Raw genomic sequence first — 17,621 nt, forward strand, 5'->3', positions numbered from 1 at the left:
TTGCGGGCGGGTTCAGCCCTGAGATTGGATCGCGGGGCGATTTAATCTCAGCTCGTCTGGCTCTGGCGCGATCTGGCCCGGCATGCGGCCAAAATTATTTGCCGCGAGCGTTGCTGCGGGTTTTTCGGTGATGAACCAAAGGCTGAATAGCAGGTTTTCTAGCAGCGTGCGGCGGCGGAAACGCGTGCAGCGCAGTGCCGCCAGCCTCGCGGCAAGCCCGCCCTGGAGCGCGGACTGGATGGATTTGAGGTCGTGACGGGCTTGCGGGGTGAGATGGCTGGCGCCGGTGGCCAGAATATCGGCGTGCCGGTGCATCATGGTCATGAATATTTTCGGGCCGCGCCGGATGGCGGCGAGCGCGCGGGCGGGCAGCGGCCGGGACGAGCCGATCAGGTTGTTCTTGTGCAGCCGGTAGAGCACCTGCGGGCGCGGGTCAAAAATGATCCGCCCGCCACAGGCGGAAACGACGATATAGCTCCACCAGTCATGCACCGTGCCCTCCGGCCGGTCCAGGCCCGCAACCAGCGTGGCGGCGGGGGCGTTCATCACCAGCGTGTTGCCGTTGGCGATGTTCTGCGTGAGGCTGGCGGGAAAGCCCGGCGTGTTGGCGTGCAGCGCGGAGAGTTTGGTGCCGCGCAGGGCTGCATCCACCAGATATTGCCGGGCGCAGTATAAAGCAGGCTCGCGGCCCGCCGGGCGCAGGGATTCCACCGCGTGTTGGAGTTTGCCGGCCAGCCAGACATCGTCCTGGTCTGAAAAGGCGACCATCTCGGCGCCGTGGCTCTCGCACAGCAGGGTTAGGAAACTCTCCGTGGCACCCAGATGCGGGCCGGAGCTGGCGGCCTCCATGCAACGGCCCGGATTGGCGGCGGTGAAGGCGCGCATGATGGGGAGCGTGGCATCGTTGGAGCCATCGTCCCGCCAGAGCAGAGCCCAGTTGGTGTAGCGCTGCGTGGTGAAGCTTTCCAGTTGGGCCTGTAGGAAGGCTTCGCCGTTGTAGGTTGAAAGCAGGATGGTGACGGTCGGCCACGCGGAAGCCGAGGCAAGGCGGCTCAAGCGAAGTCACCATCACGGGATGATCTGGGCATGGGAGATATAGCTCTGATCATGCGTTGCTTCGTGTCCTCAATTAACCATGTCTTCACGATTCGTTATACAGAGGCTACGCGGCTCTAGGCAATGAAAGAGCTTAATCTATGTTGCGTTGCCACATGAATGCGTTGGCGCGCGATCAGCCCGGGGGGTCAAGGGTTAGCAATTGCTGCACGATTGGTCCCAGGCTGGTGCGCCAGGGGGGTAGGGTGACGCCGAAAACCTCGGCGAGTTTTGTGCAGTCAAGCCTTGAATCGGCGGGGCGGCGGGCGGGGGTTGGCCAGTCGGCGGTGGTGACGGGCTGCACCTCCGGCGGCGGTTGGCTGGCGGCGGCTGCCTCAAAGATGGCGGTGGCGAAACCGTGCCAAGTGGTCTCGCCCGCGCCGGTGGCGTGGAAAATGCCGCGGTATTCAGCCCGCCAGCCGGTTTGTTGCAGGCGGGCGGCGATGGCGAGAATCGCCTGGGCGAGGTCCGGCGCGGCGGTGGGGGTGCCGCGCTGGTCGGCCACCACGCGCAGGGTGGGCAAGCGCCGCGCGGCGCCGAGCATTGTGCGGGCGAAATTTTTACCGTGCGCGGCGTAGACCCAGGCGGTGCGCAGGATGATGGCTTTTGCGGTTGTGTTGTTCAGGATGGCGGCTTCGCCATCGCGCTTGGTGGCGCCGTAGACGCCGGTGGGGTTGGTGGGGTCGCTCTCAAGGTAGGGCGCGCCCTTGGCGCCGTCGAACACATAGTCAGTTGAGACGTGGATGAAGGAGATGTTGGCGGCTGCGCATAATTGCGCGAGGTGCAGCGGGCCGGTGTGGTTTCCGGCGCGCGCGGCTTCCTGGTTGGTTTCGGCTTTGTCCACCGCGGTGTAGGCGGCGGCGTTGATGACGAGGGTGGGGTTGGTGGTGGCAAAGCAGGTTGCCACGCTTCCCGGCTGCTCAAAGTCGAATTCGGGCCGGGAGACGGCGCGGAAGGCAAGGCCGCGTTCAGTGCACAGTTTTACCAATTCCTGGCCGAGCTGGCCGGTGCTGCCGGTGATGAGGATCATTGGTAGCTGAACCAGGGTTCGCAATCGGCCAGGCGCGGGGCAACCATGTCTTTGTCCGAGAGCAAGGCTTTGCCGGGTTCGACGGGCCAGGGCAGGGCGAGGGTGGGGTCGTTCCAGATGACGGCGCGTTCGGCCGCGCGGTCATAATCGGCGGTGACTTTGTAGATGACCTCTGTATGGGGCTCGATGGTGCAGAAGCCATGCAGGAAGCCGCCGGGAATCCACAGCTGCGCCCAGTTGGCTTCGCTTAAGATCGCGGCGGCGTATTTTCCATAGGTGGGTGAGCCGTGGCGGATGTCCACCGCGACATCCCAGATCGCGCCTTTGACGACGCGGACCAGCTTGCCCTGGATGCTGGGGGCGAGTTGGCAATGCAGGCCGCGGATGGTGCCGGGCTGTGCGGAAAAACTGTGGTTGTCCTGCACGAAATGCTCGTTGAAGCCTTGTGCGCCGAGTTTGGCGGCACTCCAGGTTTCCGAGAAGAAGCCGCGAGAGTCACCAAATTTTGGTGGGGTGATGCGCAGGACTTCGGGGATGTTGAGCGGTTCGATTTTCATCAGTGGTGTATTCCGTTGGCGATGTCTTGCAAAATCCGGCCAAGTTCGGTTTTGCTGATGGACTGGGCCTGCGCCTTGAGCTGGGCGGCATCGATGAAGCCCATGCGGAAGGCGGCTTCCTCCGGGCAGCCGACCAGATTCCCTTGGCGGCTCTGGATGGTTTGCACGAAGGTGGCGGCCTGGATCAGCGAATCAGGTGTGCCGGCGTCCAGCCAGGCGGTGCCGCGGCCCAGGCGCTCCACATGCAGCGTGCCCTCGTGCAGGTAGATCTGGTTGAGATCGGTGATCTCCAGCTCGCCACGGGCCGAAGGTTTCACCTGGCGGGCGAATTCGGTGACGCGGTGGTCGTAGAAATACAGGCCGGTGACGGCCCAGGGGGAGGTGGGGTTTTTCGGTTTTTCGACGATCTCGATCGCTTTGCCCTGAGCGTCGAAGCTGACCACGCCGTAGCGTTCGGGGTCGCGCACTTGATAGGCGAACACGGTGGCGCCCTCGGGCCGCGCACCGGCGGCGCGCAGCAGGGTGGAGAGATGGTCGCCGTGGATCAGGTTGTCGCCCAGGGCCAGGGCGCAGGGCTGGCCGGCAAGCCATTGCTCACCGATGAGGAATGCCTGGGCGAGGCCATCCGGCCTGGGTTGTTCGGCATAGGTAATGCGGATGCCCAGGTGCGAGCCGTCATGGAACAGACGCTGGAACTGCGGCAGGTCGGCGGGGGTTGAGATGATCAGCACGTCTCGGATGCCGGCCAGCAGCAGGGTGGAGAGCGGATAGTAGACCATCGGCTTGTCATAGACCGGGAGCAACTGCTTGGAGGTTGCCTGGGTCATGGGGTGCAGGCGCGAGCCGGAGCCGCCTGCGAGGATAATGCCCTTGGTGATCATGCTTTTTCTCCGCCCAGGCGTTGCCCGGAATATTTTTGCGCCGCAATGGCGCGCCACCAATCCTCATGGGCCAGATACCAGTCGATGGTGGCGGCGAGGCCATGTTCAAAATCATGCGCCGCCTTCCAGCCGAGCGCCGCTTCAGCGGTGGTTGGGTCGATCTCGTAGCGATGATCGTGGCCGGGGCGGTCGCGCACATAGGTGATGAGGCGCGCGCGCGGGCCGTTGGGGCTGGGGCGCCGCTCATCCAGGATGGCGCAGATGGCTTTCACCACGTCAATGTTTTTGCGCGGTTGGCGCGGGCCGATGCAATAGGTCTCCCCAGCTGTGCCAGATTCCACGGCCTTGAGCAGGGCCTGGGCGTGATCCTCGACAAACAGCCAGTCGCGGGTGTTCTGGCCGTCGCCGTAAACGGGCAGGGGTTTCTCCTCGATGGCGTTGATAAGGATGAGCGGGATCAGCTTTTCGGGGAACTGCCAAGGGCCGTAATTATTGGTGGTGTTGGAGACGATGACGGGCAGATCATAAGTATGGCCCCAGGCGCGAACCAGATGGTCCGACGCGGCCTTGCTGGCCGAGTAGGGGCTGCGCGGGTCGTAAGGGGTGTGTTCGTTGAATGGCGGGTCTTCATCGGCCAGGGCGCCAAAAACCTCGTCGGTGGAAATATGGTGGAAGCGGAAGGTTTCACGCCGCGCGGGGGGGAGGGTTGTGTAATATTCGCGGGCGGCTTCCAGCAGGGTGAATGTGCCGGTGACATTTGTGTGAATAAAGGCGGCGGGGCCGTCAATCGAGCGGTCAACATGGCTTTCGGCGGCCAGATGCATCACCGCGTCCGGCTGATGGGCGGCGAAGGCAGCGCGCATGGCGGCGGAGTCGGTGATGTCGGCCTTGATGAGCGTGTGGCGGGGGTGGGTCAGGGCGGCTTCCAGCGCATCCTCGCAGGCCGCGTAGGTCATTTTGTCGATATTAATGATTTCATGCTGGCTGGCGGCGATGGCGTGCCGGATGACGGCCGAGCCGATGAAGCCGCAGCCGCCGGTGAGAAGAATTTTCATGCAACATCCTGGTTAGGCGCGATTTTGATGGGCTGGTTCAATCAGACATTGCGCTTGCGCGCAACCGCTCTGGCCGGTTTTGCTGCGGTGATGTTGAGCGCGGCGGCGTTGAGCTGGGCAGTGACGCGGGCGAGATAGGCGGCCTGTTCCGCCTGGGTGTGTTTTCCGGGTTTCAGGGTTTTCACGATGATTTTATGCATGGCCGCGATTTCGGCGGTATGCGCCTTGGGTGAGAGGCGCTGCGTGACGCCGCCGGCGTGGCGGCGGTGGGTGTTCAATGGCTCCGCGAGGTAGACCACGCTGCCTTGTTGCCCGGTTAACAAAGTGAGATAGAGCAGCCAATCCCCGGCGAGGTGCCAGATCACAATATCCGGGACGGCATCAATCGCTGCCAGCAACGCCTCGCGCCGCCAGAGCACGGCGCTGACATTGGGGATGAGGTTGCGTACGGCGAGGATGCGCTGCGCGAAGGTGCGCGCCTCCCAGATGCCTGAGGCGGCCAGTTCCTTCACACCGGAGTCGAAATAATAGGATTGGTAGCTGGGCATGACCTGTTTGCCGGTCTCATCAACGGCGCGGCTGTCAGTGAAGGCGAGCAGGGGGGTCGCGGCGCTGGTCAGCACTTCCATCAGGCGGGAGAGAAAGCTGGGGGCGGCGCTGTCATCGGCTTCGCAAAGCCAGATGAACTCGCCTTTGGCCTCGCGCGCGGCGCGGCGCCATTGGGCGAAGACGGAGCCGGTGTTTTTTTTGTTAGCGAGGATGCGGATTTCGCGCTGCGCGGTGGCGGCGGCTGTTTGTGCGACGGTGAGGGAGTCGTCTGACGAGGCATCGTCGAGAAAGAGGATTTCGGCCAGTGGGTAGCTTTGCGCGAAAATCGATTCCAGGCGCGCGGGCAGGTGCTGGGCATAATTGTAATTAATGACGGCGGCGCTGACGCTGCGCAGGCCGGGCTGGGCCAGGTGCAGCAGTTTTTCCACATAGGCGGAGAAGTCGAATTTTTCCGCAGCCATGGCGGCGAGGCGCGGGCGGAGCTGGCGGAGCTTTTCATGGTCAAGCAGGCTGGCCGTCTGCGCCAGGAAGTCGTCCACATCGGCCAGCCGCGCGACGCGGCCGGCGTTTTCATGGCGCAGCAGCGCGGGGATGCCGCCTGATTCGTCGAAGGCAACGCAAGGGATGCCGCAGGCCAGCGCCTCGATCACCACGGTGGGGTAGGGGTCCTCACGCGAGGTGAGGGCGAAGATGTCAGCGGCGGTGAAATAGCCGGCGGCGTGCTGGGTGAAGGGGATGTGGTGGAAGCGGCCGGTGGCGATGAGCTTGTTCATTTCCGGGGCGAGATAGGTGCGCAGCGTTGGCTCGATATCCCCCACCCAGATGAAATGGGTATCGCCCCGCAGGGTTGAAAATTTTCCTGCCAATTGCAGGAAAAGATCAAACCCCTTGCGGATGTAGCCAAACCCGGCGCCGAGCACGAGGAAGTCCTCGTCCGCGATGTTCAGCTCGCGGCGGATGTGCGCCCGCGCGGCGGCGTCGAAGGCCATGTTCTGGTAGTTGCCTTGCGGCAGGATGATGCGGCTGGCGTTTTGCAGGCCGAGTGCTGCGGTGAATTTTTCAGCAACGCAGCTGGCGGCGAATATCAGATGGCTGGCGGCGGCGGCGCCGAGCCGAGCCTGGATTTCAAGGTTATATTCGTGCAGCAGCTGCGGCATCTCATGCACCAGTAACGTGGTTTTGATGCCGCGTTGTTCTGCCCAAGGCACCACACGCGCGCAGGCCGCGGAGTTGACGATGGCGCTACGGATGCCGGCGGCGCGGTATTTGTCGAGCAGGTTGGCGATGATGGTTTTATCAGAGGCGATGGCGACATCGGCGGTTTCGTAATACGGGCCGAGCAGCGGGCCGACGCCGAGCAGCAGCAGATGCACCTTGATGCCCCATTGGCGGCGTAGGTGGCGCGCGACGTGCAGCAGCAGAAGCTGGGCGCCGTGCGGCTGCGCGTCGTGGCCAATGAGCAGGATTCCGGCGGCGAATTCGGCAGTGTCTCGCTCGCAGATGGCGCGGCCGGTGGCGTTGAGGAAGGCGGCGCCGAAGTGAATGTCAGGTTCGAGAAACGCGCCCTCGGCCCATTCGTTCCAGGCGTTCACGCACAGGATCTGTTCACCGTGGAAAGGATGCTTCGTGGTGTAGTCTACGAGTTTCTCGAGCCATGCCTGATATTTATCCGGCGTGGCGCCGTGCAGAACCAGGCCCTTGCCCTCGCGGCGGGGGTCGTTGTCCCAGCCGGGGACGATGGTTTTGATCAGCGGATAATCCGGGGGGGGGATGCGCAGCGAGGTTTGCGCGAGGGCTTCGTAGTCATGCACCGTGGCGCTGAAATCGGGGTCTAGCAGGTCGAGCGTGCCGTTGAGGCGTTCGGTTTCCTGGCTGAGTTTATGGGGGGGGAATTCCACCGCGCCATCCAGACCATAGGGCGCGGGGTCGTAATCGCCCAGGCTCTGGGCCATGATGATCAGCGGGTCTTCGTTATGCAGTTCGCGGAACATGCGGCGCCATTTCGCGATGCGCGCGGCGGCGGCGGGGATGAGGGTGACGCGGTAGATCATCCAGAGCGGACGGCCCTGCACGCGGATGTAGCGCGGGTCCGCGAAGAGGCGCGCGTAGCAGGCGACGAGCGCGGCATCGTCGCTCTCCAGATATTCCTGCGCGATCAGCACTTCGCGCTCCAGCCCGTCCCAGCGGCGGGTCCAGTTTTCGTTGGCCCACATCACGCAGAAGGGAAAGTCGAGGCTGGGGTCGGCGAGCAGTTGTTCGAGCGGCTTCTCCAATAGCCGGTGGCGGTTGAACCAGTAGGTATAGAAGACGAAGCCGGAAAGCCCGGCGGCTTTGGCCATGGCGATTTGGCGGGGCAGGGTTTGGGGATTGTCCAGCGAATAATAGCCAAGATCGCGCGGGACGCGCGGTTGCAGATGCCCCGCGAAGCGCGCCACGGCGCGGCCCAGGTTGGTCCAGTCGGTAAAGCCCTTGCCCCACCAGGCATCGTTCTCGGGGATTGGGTGGAATTGCGGCAGGTAGTAGGCCAGCAGCCTGGCTTTGCGCTTCGCGTGGGCGGGGACGGGCCGCAACTCCTCGAAATGCGGCGAGGGGCGGGTGGCGTGTTTCAGCGCCGCCGGAACCAGGCCTTCGTGCTCGGGGCGGGCGGGCATGAACTGGCCGCTCTCGCGGTTGGCCAGATAGTGCAGCAGCGGGTTCTGGCCGCCCAACATGCCCGCGTAGCGGTTAAGGTAGAAGGCGATGTCGAAATCGGCCGAGGGGTTGCGGCCCTCGGCGGCGCCGAAGATGAGAAAATGCTCGAATGGGTCGGCGCCGCCGGCGGCGACGTCGGGGTTGTGTTCCAGGTAATGGGCGGCGTCGAACAATGGCACGGGATTGACCTGACCGGTGAACCGGCGGTCCAGATAGTGTTTCAGGCAAAGATCGCGCGCGTCTAGGCCATAGGTTTCGCGGTACCAGCGCACGGAGAAATAGGGCGAGGGGTCGCGGCCCTCGGCTTCACCGAAAGCGATGTAGTGCAGCAGCGGGTTAACCCCGGCGGCGGCGATTTCAGGATTCTGGGCGAGATACCAGGCGGGATCAAAATACGGGTTGGGCCGCGCGCCGCTACGCCAGCCGATCTGGCAGAAGTGGGAAACGCCATCCTCGCCGCGGGCCTCGACCTCGCGGTGTTGCGAGAGATACCACGGCGAGAGAAACAATCCGCTCTGGCGGATTACCATGATTTCGGTCTGTAAATTATCCGCCAATGCTATGCCCTCCGTGGCTACCATGCGGCAGTTAGGGCCGGGTTGTCGACAGCCGGGGCAGGAGGTTATTCGAAAGCGGTGTGGCTGGCGGCGGCGGGCTGGCTCGTTTCTGGATGACGTGTTTCTGGATGGCTCGTTTCTGGATGACGCATCAGCAACAGGCAGGCCATGGCGGGAATGGTGCTGAACAGCATGAATTTATAATCATCCATATACGCAATGATCTGTGCCTGGGTGTTGATGATGGAATCGAGCAGCGCAGCGCCGTGAGGTGTTGCGGGATTGAGCAGCCGGCTCACCGCGCCGCCGATTTGTAGCGGCCGGCTGAAGGGGGTGATGAATTGCGCCAGATCGGCATGGACATATTGGGTGGCGTGGCTCAACAGCGCGGAGGTGAGTGAGATGCCAACCGCGCTGCCGACATTGCGCACCAAGCTGAGCAGTGAGGTGCCCTGGGTGCGCAGTTCGGCCGGGAGTGTGTAGAAGGCGACGACCTGCAGCGGTACGAAGACGAAGCCCAGCCCGAGGCCTTGGATGAAAATGGTGAGCACTATGTAGGCCTGGCTGACATCGGGCGTCCAGCCTTCCTGCATGTAGATGGAAAAGCCCAGCATGAGATAGCCCGCCAGCATGAGAAGCCGTGCATCGCTGCGGTTGACCAGCCGTCCCGCGACCAGCATGGCGGCCATGGTGCCCGCGCCGCGCGGAGCCATGACCAAGCCGGCGGTTGCCACCGGGTAGTTGCCGAGGTTTTCCAGATAAGGCGCCAGCAGCGCCGAGGCGGCCAGCAGCACCATGCCGATCGAGCCCATGGTGATGAGGGCGGCGAGGAAGTTGCGGTCGGCGAACACGGCGCGCGGGATGAAGGGGGTGCGCGCGGTGAGCATGTGTACTATGAACAGGTAGAAGCCGAGGCCCGCGATGATGAAACAGCCGATGATGGTGGTTGAGGAGAACCAGTCCAGCTCCTGGCCGCGGTCCAGCGCGATTTGCAGTCCGGAGAGGGCGATTGAGAGCACGCCAAAGCCGGTCCAGTCGAATTTGCTGGTGCTGCGCGGTTTGATTTTGGGCATGAGCAGCCCCAGCCCGGCGATGGCGGCGATGCCAAACGGCAGGTTGACGAAGAAGACGTAGCGCCAGTCAAAATTGGCGGTGAGGTAGCCGCCGAGCGTGGGGCCCAGGATGGGGCCGACCATGACGCCCATGCCCCAGATGGACATTGCGGTGCCGCGCTGGGCGGCTGGGTAGATGTCCATCATGGTGGACTGGCTGAGCGGCACCAGCGCCGCGCCGAACGCGCCTTGCAGCAGGCGGTAGACGACGATCTGATTTAGCGATCCGGCGAGGCCGCAGAGCATGGAGGTGATGGTGAAGCCCACCAGGCAGGTGATGAAGAGGTTTTTGCGGCCAAAGCGCGCCGAGAGCCAGCCAACCGGGGCGGTCATGATCGCGGCCATGACGACGTAGGAGGTCAGCACCCAGGTGATCTGGTCGTAAGAGGTGGACAAGGTGCCCTGCATGTAAGGCAGGGCCACGTTGGCGATGGTGGAGTCCAGCGCCTGCATCAGCGTCGCGATCATCAGGCAGATGGTGAGCAGCGCGCGGTTTGGTGTGTTCTCGTCCGTGCCGGGCGGGGTGTGCATCAGAACAGGTCCGAAAGATGCCTGTGATGGCGGGTGTCGATGGAGACTTCCGCGCTCATGCCATCGCGCAACTGGAGCCCCTGCGGCCCAGAGATGATTTTGATGCGTACGGGGATGCGCTGCACCACTTTGACCCAGTTGCCCGAGGAGTTCTGCGCCGGGAGAATTGAGAATTCCGAGCCGCTGGCCGGGCTGATGCTCTCGACCACGCCCTTCCAGGTCTGGCCGGGGTAGCTGTCCACCGTGATGGTGACGCTCTGGCCATCGCGCACCCAGGTGAGATCGTTCTCCTTCGGCTGGCTGGTGATGAAGACATCGGTATCCGAGACCAGGCCGAAGGCGGCGGTGCCGGCGGGGAGGTACATGCCCGGCTGCAATTGCTCAACCTGGGTGACATAGCCGGAGTAGGGCGCGCGCACCACGCTGTCCTTGCGCGAGACCAGCGCGTTGTTCAGCGCCGCCTCGGCGCTCTGGTAGGCGGGGGTGTCCTTCACGGGAATATCAGCGTTGCCGCTGAGTTTGGCGAGTTGCAGCCCGGCGGCCTGTTCCAGCTCGTTGAGCTTGGCCTGGCCGGCGGCGAGGGAAAAGCGGGCGTCATCGAAGGTTGAGCGGGTGACGCCGCCATTGCCGACCACGGCGGCAAAGCGGGCGAGGTCTGCCTGCTCGCGGGCGATCTGGATTTTTTGCTGGCCGATCTGGGCCAAGGCCTGCGCATAGCCGCGCTTGGCGGCATTTACATCCAGCACCGCTTGCGCCAGCTGCGCGCGCGCGGCGGCGACGGCGATGTTGAAGCTGGTCTGGCTGAGGCTGAACAGCGGCTGGCCAGCGGTGACATGCTGGTTGTCATGCACATAAACAGCCGCGACGAGGCCGGAGACATCGGTGGAGAGGGAGACTTTCGCGGCGTCGACATAGGTGTCGTCGGAGCTGACATAGCGCCCGCTGGTGAGCCAGAACGCGAGTATGGCGAGGAGCACGAGGAACGTGCCGCCGAACATGAGCAGCGGGCGAAGCAGGCGGCTGCGGTTGATGTTCCGGACGGCTTGGGCGCCGGGAGGGGCCGGCTGGGCGGTTTTTTCCCGCGCCACGGTGTTCGCCTGGGACATTACGTCGACTCCTTGAGGCCGGGGGCAGGTTCTGCCCGCAATAAGTTGGTTTTCATGCGCTGCAGCCCGGCGATGATGGTCTCGCGGGTGGAGTCGGAGATTCCCTCGGCAATGAAGGCTGCTAGAATTTCCCGCTGGCGGGTGATTTCTTCCAGCATGGCGGTGGCGCGTGGAAGCAGGTGCAGGCGCCAGATGCGCCGGTCCTGCTCGTCGGCGCTGCGCTCCACCAGACCTGCGGCGGCCAAGCGGTCCACCAGCCGGGCAACGGAAATCGGCTCGACCTCCAGCATATCCGCGACTTCCTTCTGGCTGAGGCCTGGATTGCGGGCCAAGCGCAGCAACAGCCCCCATTGCGCGCGGGTCATGCCCATCACACGGGCGCGCTTATCCGCCTCGACGCGGCTCAGCCGGGCTACATCATGCAGCAGCACAAACATGTCGCGATCGAAATCCTGGTTCATAGCGCACTATATTATAAGCGCGCTTATAACTTGCATCTGTGGTTTTACGCTTATCTGCCCAGCGCCTCGTGCAATACGGGAATGATGCCGGAGAGGGCGATTTGTACGCCGATGCCCAACAGCAGAAAGGCCGCGATGCGTGAGGTGACCTGCCGCCCGAGGGTGCCCAGGATGGCGGCCATGCGGTCCGCGGTGGTGTAGGAGAGCCAGATGAGGAGCGAGAGGACGAAAACCGCGAGGCTGGCGCCGGTGTAGAACGCCGCCATGGCGGCCAGGCCATCGGGCCGGACGGTACCGAGCGACACGGCGACCGCGATGGTCCCCGGCCCGGTGGTAAAGGGCAGGGTGAGCGGAAAGAAGGCGAAGCCGGCGAGATTCTGGCTGTGCGCCTCCCCGACCGGGCGGGCTTCCTGCTCCTTGCGCGCTGAGGTGGTATCGGGCGCTGAGAGCATCTCATAGGCGCGCATGGAGACGACAATGCCGCCGGCGATGCGCAGGGCGTTGAGCGAAATGCCGAAGAAGCTGAGGATATAGGTGCCGGCCCAGAGCGAGACCAGCATGACCAGGGTGGAATACAACGCCACGCGCCGGGCCAGCGCGACGCGCTGGGCGTGCGACTGCTGGGTGGTGACCTCATTGAAGATGATCGCGCCGCCCAGCGGGTTGACGATGGAGAACAGCGCCGGAAAGGCGAGCAGGAAAGCCGCGAGCGCGCCGGGGAGGATCATGGCCGCAGGCTAGCAGTTTGCCGGGGGGAAAACCAAGAGGCCGCCGCCGGGGGCGTGAGGCGGCCTCATGAAGTCAGAGGATGCGGCCGGCCACCGCGTCCAGTTTCGCGAGCATGGCGGGGACGCGGGCTTCTGGCGCGGTGATGAGCGCGTATTCCAGCGCGCGGTCGCAGCCGGCGGGGCAGAGCCCGCGCGGGGCACCGAGTTTGGGCAGTACGGATTTGACCAGGTTGCGGGCCTTCTCGGCGTTGTCCAGCAGCACGCGCACCACGGCGTCCACCGTCACGGCGTCGTGCTCTTCGTGCCAGCAGTCGTAATCGGTCACCATGGCGATGCTGGCGTAGTCGATCTCGGCCTCGCGGGCGAGCTTGGCTTCGGGCATGTTGGTCATGCCGATGACCGAGCAGCCCCAGGAGCGGTAGAGGTTGCTCTCGGCCAAAGTGGAGAATTGCGGGCCTTCCATGACGAGGTAGGTGCCGCCGCGGGTGACCGGCAAGCCGAGGTCCGTGGCGGCGGCTTCCAGCGCGTCGCCCAGGCGCGGGCAGGTGGGGTGGGCCATGGAAACATGCGCGACGCAGCCGGGACCAAAGAAGCTTTTTTCACGCGCGAAGGAGCGGTCGATGAACTGGTCAACAATGACGAAATGGCCGGGGGGGAGTTCCTCCTTCAGCGAGCCGACGGCGGAAAGGGAGATGATGTCGGTAACGCCCACACGCTTGAGCGCATCAATATTGGCGCGGTAGTTGAGCGCGCTGGGCGGGGTTTTATGGCCGCGGCCATGGCGGGGCAGAAAGACAACCTTGGTGCCGGCAAATTCGCCGATCAGCAACTCGTCGGAGGGCTCGCCCCAGGGGGTGGCGACCCGCTCCCAGCGCGTGTTGGTCAAGCCTTCGATATTATACAGCCCGGAGCCGCCGATGATGCCGATGACGGGGGTGGTGTGAGACATGCCGTTACCCTTGCTGGAGAATGAAGTGGCGCCCGTTTAGGGTTTTTGCCCCGGTTTGACCATGGGGATACAAAAACGGCGCCCTGGGCGGGGCGCCGTTTTGGTGCTGCCGGGGCGCGGCGGCTCAGGCCGTTTCGCGCCAGATTTTACGCTTCGTGGCGATGGCGATGATGCTCAGGAACAGCAGGAAGAGCACGGCGCGCAGGCCGATCTCATGGCGCTCGTCCAGGTTGGGATCGGCAGACCAGGCGAGGAAGGCGGAAACATCGGAGGCTTCCTGCGGCAGGGTCGCGGCGGTGCCATCGGCGTAGACAACATCGTTGCCCTTCAACGGCTGGGGCATGGCGATCTGCTGGCCGGGGTAGCCGGTGTTATAGAACCGGCCGGGCAGCAGGGTGACGCTGGCCGGGGCGGCGGTGTAGCCGGTGAGCAGGTTGTAGACATAGTCTAGCCCGTGCGGGCGGGCGCTCTCGATGGTGGAGAGATCCGGCGGCAGTGCGCCGCCAAAGGCGGAGGCCGGCACGGCGGCGGGCTTGAAGGTGTCATCCAGCGTGGCGGGGGCGCCGTTGGCCAGCTTCACGCTCGCGGCGATGCCTGCGGCCTGCGCCGGGGAGAAGCCAAGGGCTTCAAGGTCGCGGTAGTGCAGCGCGCTGGCTGAGTGGCAGCTGGCGCAGGCGCTTTGATAAACCAGGAAGCCGCGTTGGACGGCCGCTTTATCGAAGCTGCCGAAGCTGCCCTGGGACTGCCAGTGCAGGGGGGTGAGGGTGTCTTCGGCATGCGCGGCGGCACTGAACAACAGGCCCGCGGCCAGGAGAGGAGCGAAAAGACGGCGCATTATTTAGCCTCCAAGGCTGTGACCAGCGGGGTAAGCACCAGGAAGTGAAAAAAATACCAGATGGTGAAAAACACCGTGAGGCCACCGGATATGGTGCAGGCGGGGTCGGATACGCTCCAGCCCAGACCGATGACATCAAGCAGCAGCAGGCCCATGAGCAGGCGGTAGACCAGGCCGCGCTTGCCGGCGGGCGATGAGCGGTCGAGCCAGGGCAGGGCCGCGAGCACGGCCAGCATGGCGATGACGCCGAAAATGCTTCCCAAGGTGGTGGAGAACACTGAGGCCACGGCGCTGACCGGGGCCAGATACCAGGGCGGGCTGAGCACGGCGGGGATGATGAGCGAGTCCGCCGCGGCGCGGTTGAGGGGGTTGAGCCCGTAATGCGGCGCGAAGAACATCAGCACCGCGAAAATGAGGGCGAATACCGCGAAGGCCGCGAAGGTCTGCGCGGTGTAATAGGGATGGCAGCTCACCGGGTGCTTCGGCTTGGCCTGGCGGGCCAGGGCGCGGGTGGCGCAGCGGTGCGCCCCAAGGGTGCCGAGGACGGCCAGCGCCAGCACGGCGTGGAAAACTTCCAGCCGGGCGAGGGTGCCGGCACCGTTCGGTCCGCCGAAGAACCAGCGGCCGATGACCCCAGCCACGCCGCCAAGGCCGGTTGCCGCGTTGCCGGCATCGGTGAGGCTCCAGTAGGCGACCGCGCCGTCGCTCAAGGCATAGCCGAGCCAGCCAACGAGCAGCAGCAGGGCGAACAATTTGACGCGCAGCAGCCAGACCAGCTCACCCGGCGCCGTGTAGGCGCGGCGGTAGATGTCGCGGAAGAGGAGCAGATACACGGCGGCGAAGAGCATGGTCGCGCCGGTGGTGTGGAAGCCCTGGATCAGCCAGCCGCTGTTGACGTTGCGGGCGATGAACTGGATGGAGGCAAACCCGTGGTCCGGGTTGTAGTACACCGCCAGCACGAAGCCGGAGGCGAGCAGGAGCAGCGCCACGCCGGTGATGAGGGCGGGCAGCCTGGCCAGGTACGGCGCGCCGCGCTCCAGCGTGGGGGCGCAGTTTCCGGTTTCCTTTGCGGGGCAGGGCAGCCGGGAGGCCAGCCATGATTTTTTAACGTCTGTGCTCATAATGCTGGTCCTCAGCCGAACTGAATTTGCGCGTCGTTGATGAACTTGAATCTCGGAATCACGAGATTTTTGGTCGACGGGCCGCCGCGCACACGGCCCAGCGGGTCGTAGACGCTGCCGTCGCAAGGGGAGAGCCAGCCGTCGAAGGGACCGCGCGGGTCCGCCGGGGCGTTGCCTTCCAGGGCGCAGGGCGAGCCGGTGTTGAGGCCGACGACCACGACGAAGCTCTCATAACCGGGCTTCACGCGGCTGTTGAAGCTGGCGGGGTCAACCAATGTGCTGGTGACCACGGCTTTCGTATCGGCGATCTGCTGCGCGGTCAGCTTGCGGATGTAGATCGGCAGGCCGTCCCAGGTGACGGTGATCGCTGAATTTTCCGGGATGCTGGCGACGTTGACGATGAGATGCGCCGCCGCCGCGCCGTCGGCGTCCGGGCCCAGAGCATCAATGAACGGCCAGATGACCGCGCCGGCGCCCACGGCGCCGCTTGCCACGGTAAGGATTTTTAAAAAATCACGCCGGGATTCCCCGCCGTGCTCCATCGCATGTTGTGACGTATCAGCCATCTCGTCTCCTGCCGCGCAAATTATTCTCGAACACGCATGACGGGAACGCCGGAAAATTTCAAGAGTGGATGATCGTCCATGAAGCCCGTATGATGATTTCAACATGAATGATTTAGCCGCCCTCCCCGCCCATGAGGCCCTGAAACGCGCCGCCGCCGCTTGGTTTGCCGCCTTGCGGGACCGGATATGCGCCGCTTTTGAGGAGATAGAGGACGAAGCGGGGGGCAATCCCGGCCGCTTCGTCCGCACGGCCTGGGAGCGGCCCGAGGGCGGCGGCGGCGTGATCAGCGTGATGCGCGGCCAGGTTTTTGAGAAGGTGGGGGTGAACATCTCCGTCGTGCAGGGGCATTTCAGTGCCGATTTTGCCAGGCAGATGCATGGCGCGGGCGAAAACGCGGCGTTCTGGGCGGCGGGGATTAGCCTGGTTGCGCATATGCGCTCGCCAAAAGTGCCGGCGGTGCATATGAACACGCGGATGATCGTGACCACCAAGGGCTGGTTCGGCGGCGGCGGGGATTTGACGCCGTTGCAGCCGGGAACGGCGCAGGCGGGCGAGGATGCGGCGTTTTTCCATGCCGCTTACAAGGCCGCGTGCGACCGGCACGGCGCGGATTATTATGAAAAATTCAAAAAATGGTGCGACGAGTATTTTTATCTGCCGCACCGCAAGGAGCCGCGCGGGGCGGGCGGGATTTTCTACGATTACCTCGATTCGGGGGATGCTGGGGCGGATTTTGCCTTCACCCGCGATGTGGGGGAGGCGTTTCTGGCGGCCTATCCGCAGATTGTGCGCCGGCGGATGCGCGAGAGCTTCACGCCCGAGGAGCGCGAGGCGCAGCTGGTGCGCCGGGGGCGGTATGTCGAGTTCAATCTGCTGTACGACCGGGGCACCATGTTCGGGCTGAAGACGGGTGGGAATACGGAAGCGATTTTGATGTCCATGCCGCCGGAAGTGAAATGGCCTTAAGCACGCCGCCGGTTTTCTCGGCCGATGATTTCGGGTTGTCGGCTGGGGTGAACGAGGGGGTGGAGCTGGCGCATACCCAGGGCGTTTTGACCCAGGCGAGCCTGATGGTGGCGGCGCCGGGCGCGGCGGATGCGGTGCGCCGGGCGCGGGCGCTGCCGGGGTTGAAGGTGGGGCTGCATTTGGTGCTGGTGGATGGCGATTCGCTGCTGGGTCATGCGAAGCTGCCGCATATCACGGAGCCGGATGGGCGGTTCGGGCAAAACCAGGCGGTGCTGGGGTTTAAGTATTTTTTTTCACCCGCGGCGCGGCGCGAGTTGCGGGCGGAGATACGCGCGCAGTTTAAGGCTTTTGCCGCCACGGGGCTGCCTCTGCACCATGCCGATGCGCATAAGCACATGCATTTTCACCCCACCGTGGCGGCGATGATGATTGCGGCGGGCCGGGAGTTTGGCCTGACGCGGATCAGGGTTCCGGCCGAACCGCCTGGGGTGATGAAGGCATGCGGCGCGCGCGTGGGGTTTGGCGATTACGCGCTTTATTACTGGAGCCGGTTGTTGCGCTTCCAGGCGCGCGGGCTGGAGAGCGCGCGGCATGTGTTTGGCCTGAAATGGTCCGGGCATATGACCATTGAGCGCGTGCGCTTGCTGTTGCGGCATTTGCCCGCGGGAAGTGCCGAGATCTATTTTCATCCGGCGGCGGCGCGCGATGCGGCGGTGCAAGGCCTGATGCCTGATTATGAGCATGAGGCGGAGCTGGCGGCGCTGTTGGCGCTGAAAAAAACGCAATAAAAAACCCCGTATGGCTCCGGGTTTTTTTGTGAAGTGGCAGAA

The 17,621-nt window shown here is 64.3% G+C and carries 16 protein-coding genes; 2 read left to right on the forward strand and 14 right to left on the reverse strand.

The genetic code is table 11. The annotated features are described in order from the left end of the window. Positions 1 to 12: 12 nt before the first annotated feature. The 14 genes from PHE40_RS04510 to petA form a co-directional block, all read right to left on the reverse strand. Positions 13 to 1,056, reverse strand: coding sequence for a glycosyltransferase (locus tag PHE40_RS04510; RefSeq protein WP_299958596.1), 1,044 nt, complete (start codon positions 1,054 to 1,056; stop codon positions 13 to 15). Positions 1,057 to 1,231: 175 nt separating this feature from the next. Next, the gene (rfbD, locus tag PHE40_RS04515; RefSeq protein WP_299958599.1) at positions 1,232 to 2,125 is read right to left on the reverse strand and encodes a dTDP-4-dehydrorhamnose reductase; all 894 of its coding nucleotides are present in this window, start codon (positions 2,123 to 2,125) and stop codon (positions 1,232 to 1,234) included. Next, positions 2,122 to 2,682: a dTDP-4-dehydrorhamnose 3,5-epimerase gene (gene rfbC, locus PHE40_RS04520; protein ID WP_299958602.1), complete on the reverse strand. Its 561-nt coding sequence runs from the start codon at positions 2,680 to 2,682 to the stop codon at positions 2,122 to 2,124. Before rfbC ends, rfbD begins: the two co-directional genes overlap by 4 nt. Continuing rightward, positions 2,682 to 3,563 (reverse strand): glucose-1-phosphate thymidylyltransferase RfbA, encoded by an 882-nt coding sequence (gene rfbA, locus PHE40_RS04525; protein WP_299958605.1) that lies wholly within the window; start codon positions 3,561 to 3,563, stop codon positions 2,682 to 2,684. The genes rfbC and rfbA overlap by 1 nt, the downstream gene beginning before the upstream one ends. Beyond that, positions 3,560 to 4,618, reverse strand: coding sequence for a dTDP-glucose 4,6-dehydratase (rfbB, locus tag PHE40_RS04530; RefSeq protein ID WP_299958607.1), 1,059 nt, complete (start codon positions 4,616 to 4,618; stop codon positions 3,560 to 3,562). The genes rfbA and rfbB overlap by 4 nt, the downstream gene beginning before the upstream one ends. A gap of 41 nt (positions 4,619 to 4,659) precedes the next feature. Continuing rightward, complete coding sequence (locus tag PHE40_RS04535; protein ID WP_299958610.1) at positions 4,660 to 8,415, reverse strand: glycoside hydrolase family 99-like domain-containing protein; 3,756 nt, start codon at positions 8,413 to 8,415, stop codon at positions 4,660 to 4,662. Positions 8,416 to 8,480: 65 nt separating this feature from the next. Next, a complete protein-coding gene (locus tag PHE40_RS04540; RefSeq protein WP_299958613.1) occupies positions 8,481 to 10,058 on the reverse strand; it encodes a DHA2 family efflux MFS transporter permease subunit in 1,578 nt (525 codons plus the stop codon). Then, on the reverse strand, positions 10,058 to 11,164 hold the full coding sequence (locus tag PHE40_RS04545) for an HlyD family secretion protein (RefSeq protein WP_299958616.1): 1,107 nt from the start codon (positions 11,162 to 11,164) through the stop codon (positions 10,058 to 10,060). Before PHE40_RS04545 ends, PHE40_RS04540 begins: the two co-directional genes overlap by 1 nt. After that, positions 11,164 to 11,625 carry a MarR family winged helix-turn-helix transcriptional regulator gene (locus PHE40_RS04550; RefSeq protein ID WP_299958619.1) on the reverse strand — a complete coding sequence of 154 codons (462 nt, stop codon included), beginning with the start codon at positions 11,623 to 11,625 and terminating at the stop codon, positions 11,164 to 11,166. Before PHE40_RS04550 ends, PHE40_RS04545 begins: the two co-directional genes overlap by 1 nt. A gap of 50 nt (positions 11,626 to 11,675) precedes the next feature. Then, complete coding sequence (locus PHE40_RS04555) at positions 11,676 to 12,353, reverse strand: MarC family protein (RefSeq protein WP_299958647.1); 678 nt, start codon at positions 12,351 to 12,353, stop codon at positions 11,676 to 11,678. Between the two features lie 73 nt (positions 12,354 to 12,426). Then, positions 12,427 to 13,302 (reverse strand): S-methyl-5'-thioadenosine phosphorylase, encoded by an 876-nt coding sequence (locus PHE40_RS04560; protein ID WP_299958650.1) that lies wholly within the window; start codon positions 13,300 to 13,302, stop codon positions 12,427 to 12,429. Positions 13,303 to 13,426: 124 nt separating this feature from the next. Beyond that, positions 13,427 to 14,137 (reverse strand): cytochrome c1, encoded by a 711-nt coding sequence (locus tag PHE40_RS04565; RefSeq protein ID WP_299958653.1) that lies wholly within the window; start codon positions 14,135 to 14,137, stop codon positions 13,427 to 13,429. Further along, the gene (locus tag PHE40_RS04570) at positions 14,137 to 15,258 is read right to left on the reverse strand and encodes a cytochrome b N-terminal domain-containing protein (RefSeq protein WP_299958656.1); all 1,122 of its coding nucleotides are present in this window, start codon (positions 15,256 to 15,258) and stop codon (positions 14,137 to 14,139) included. The genes PHE40_RS04565 and PHE40_RS04570 overlap by 1 nt, the downstream gene beginning before the upstream one ends. 11 nt (positions 15,259 to 15,269) lie before the next feature. Further along, entirely contained in the window at positions 15,270 to 15,824 is a 555-nt protein-coding gene (gene petA / locus PHE40_RS04575) for a ubiquinol-cytochrome c reductase iron-sulfur subunit (RefSeq protein WP_299958659.1), read from the reverse strand. Between the two features lie 103 nt (positions 15,825 to 15,927). Between petA and hemF the strand changes: the two genes are divergently transcribed. Together hemF and hpnK are read left to right on the forward strand one after the other, a co-directional pair. Next, complete coding sequence (gene hemF, locus PHE40_RS04580; RefSeq protein ID WP_299958662.1) at positions 15,928 to 16,791, forward strand: oxygen-dependent coproporphyrinogen oxidase; 864 nt, start codon at positions 15,928 to 15,930, stop codon at positions 16,789 to 16,791. Then, positions 16,782 to 17,579 (forward strand): hopanoid biosynthesis-associated protein HpnK, encoded by a 798-nt coding sequence (hpnK, locus tag PHE40_RS04585; RefSeq protein ID WP_299958665.1) that lies wholly within the window; start codon positions 16,782 to 16,784, stop codon positions 17,577 to 17,579. The genes hemF and hpnK overlap by 10 nt, the downstream gene beginning before the upstream one ends. Positions 17,580 to 17,621: the final 42 nt, after the last annotated feature.

It is taken from the genome of Acidocella sp., assembly GCF_028687955.1.
Lineage (GTDB): Bacteria > Pseudomonadota > Alphaproteobacteria > Acetobacterales > Acetobacteraceae > Acidocella.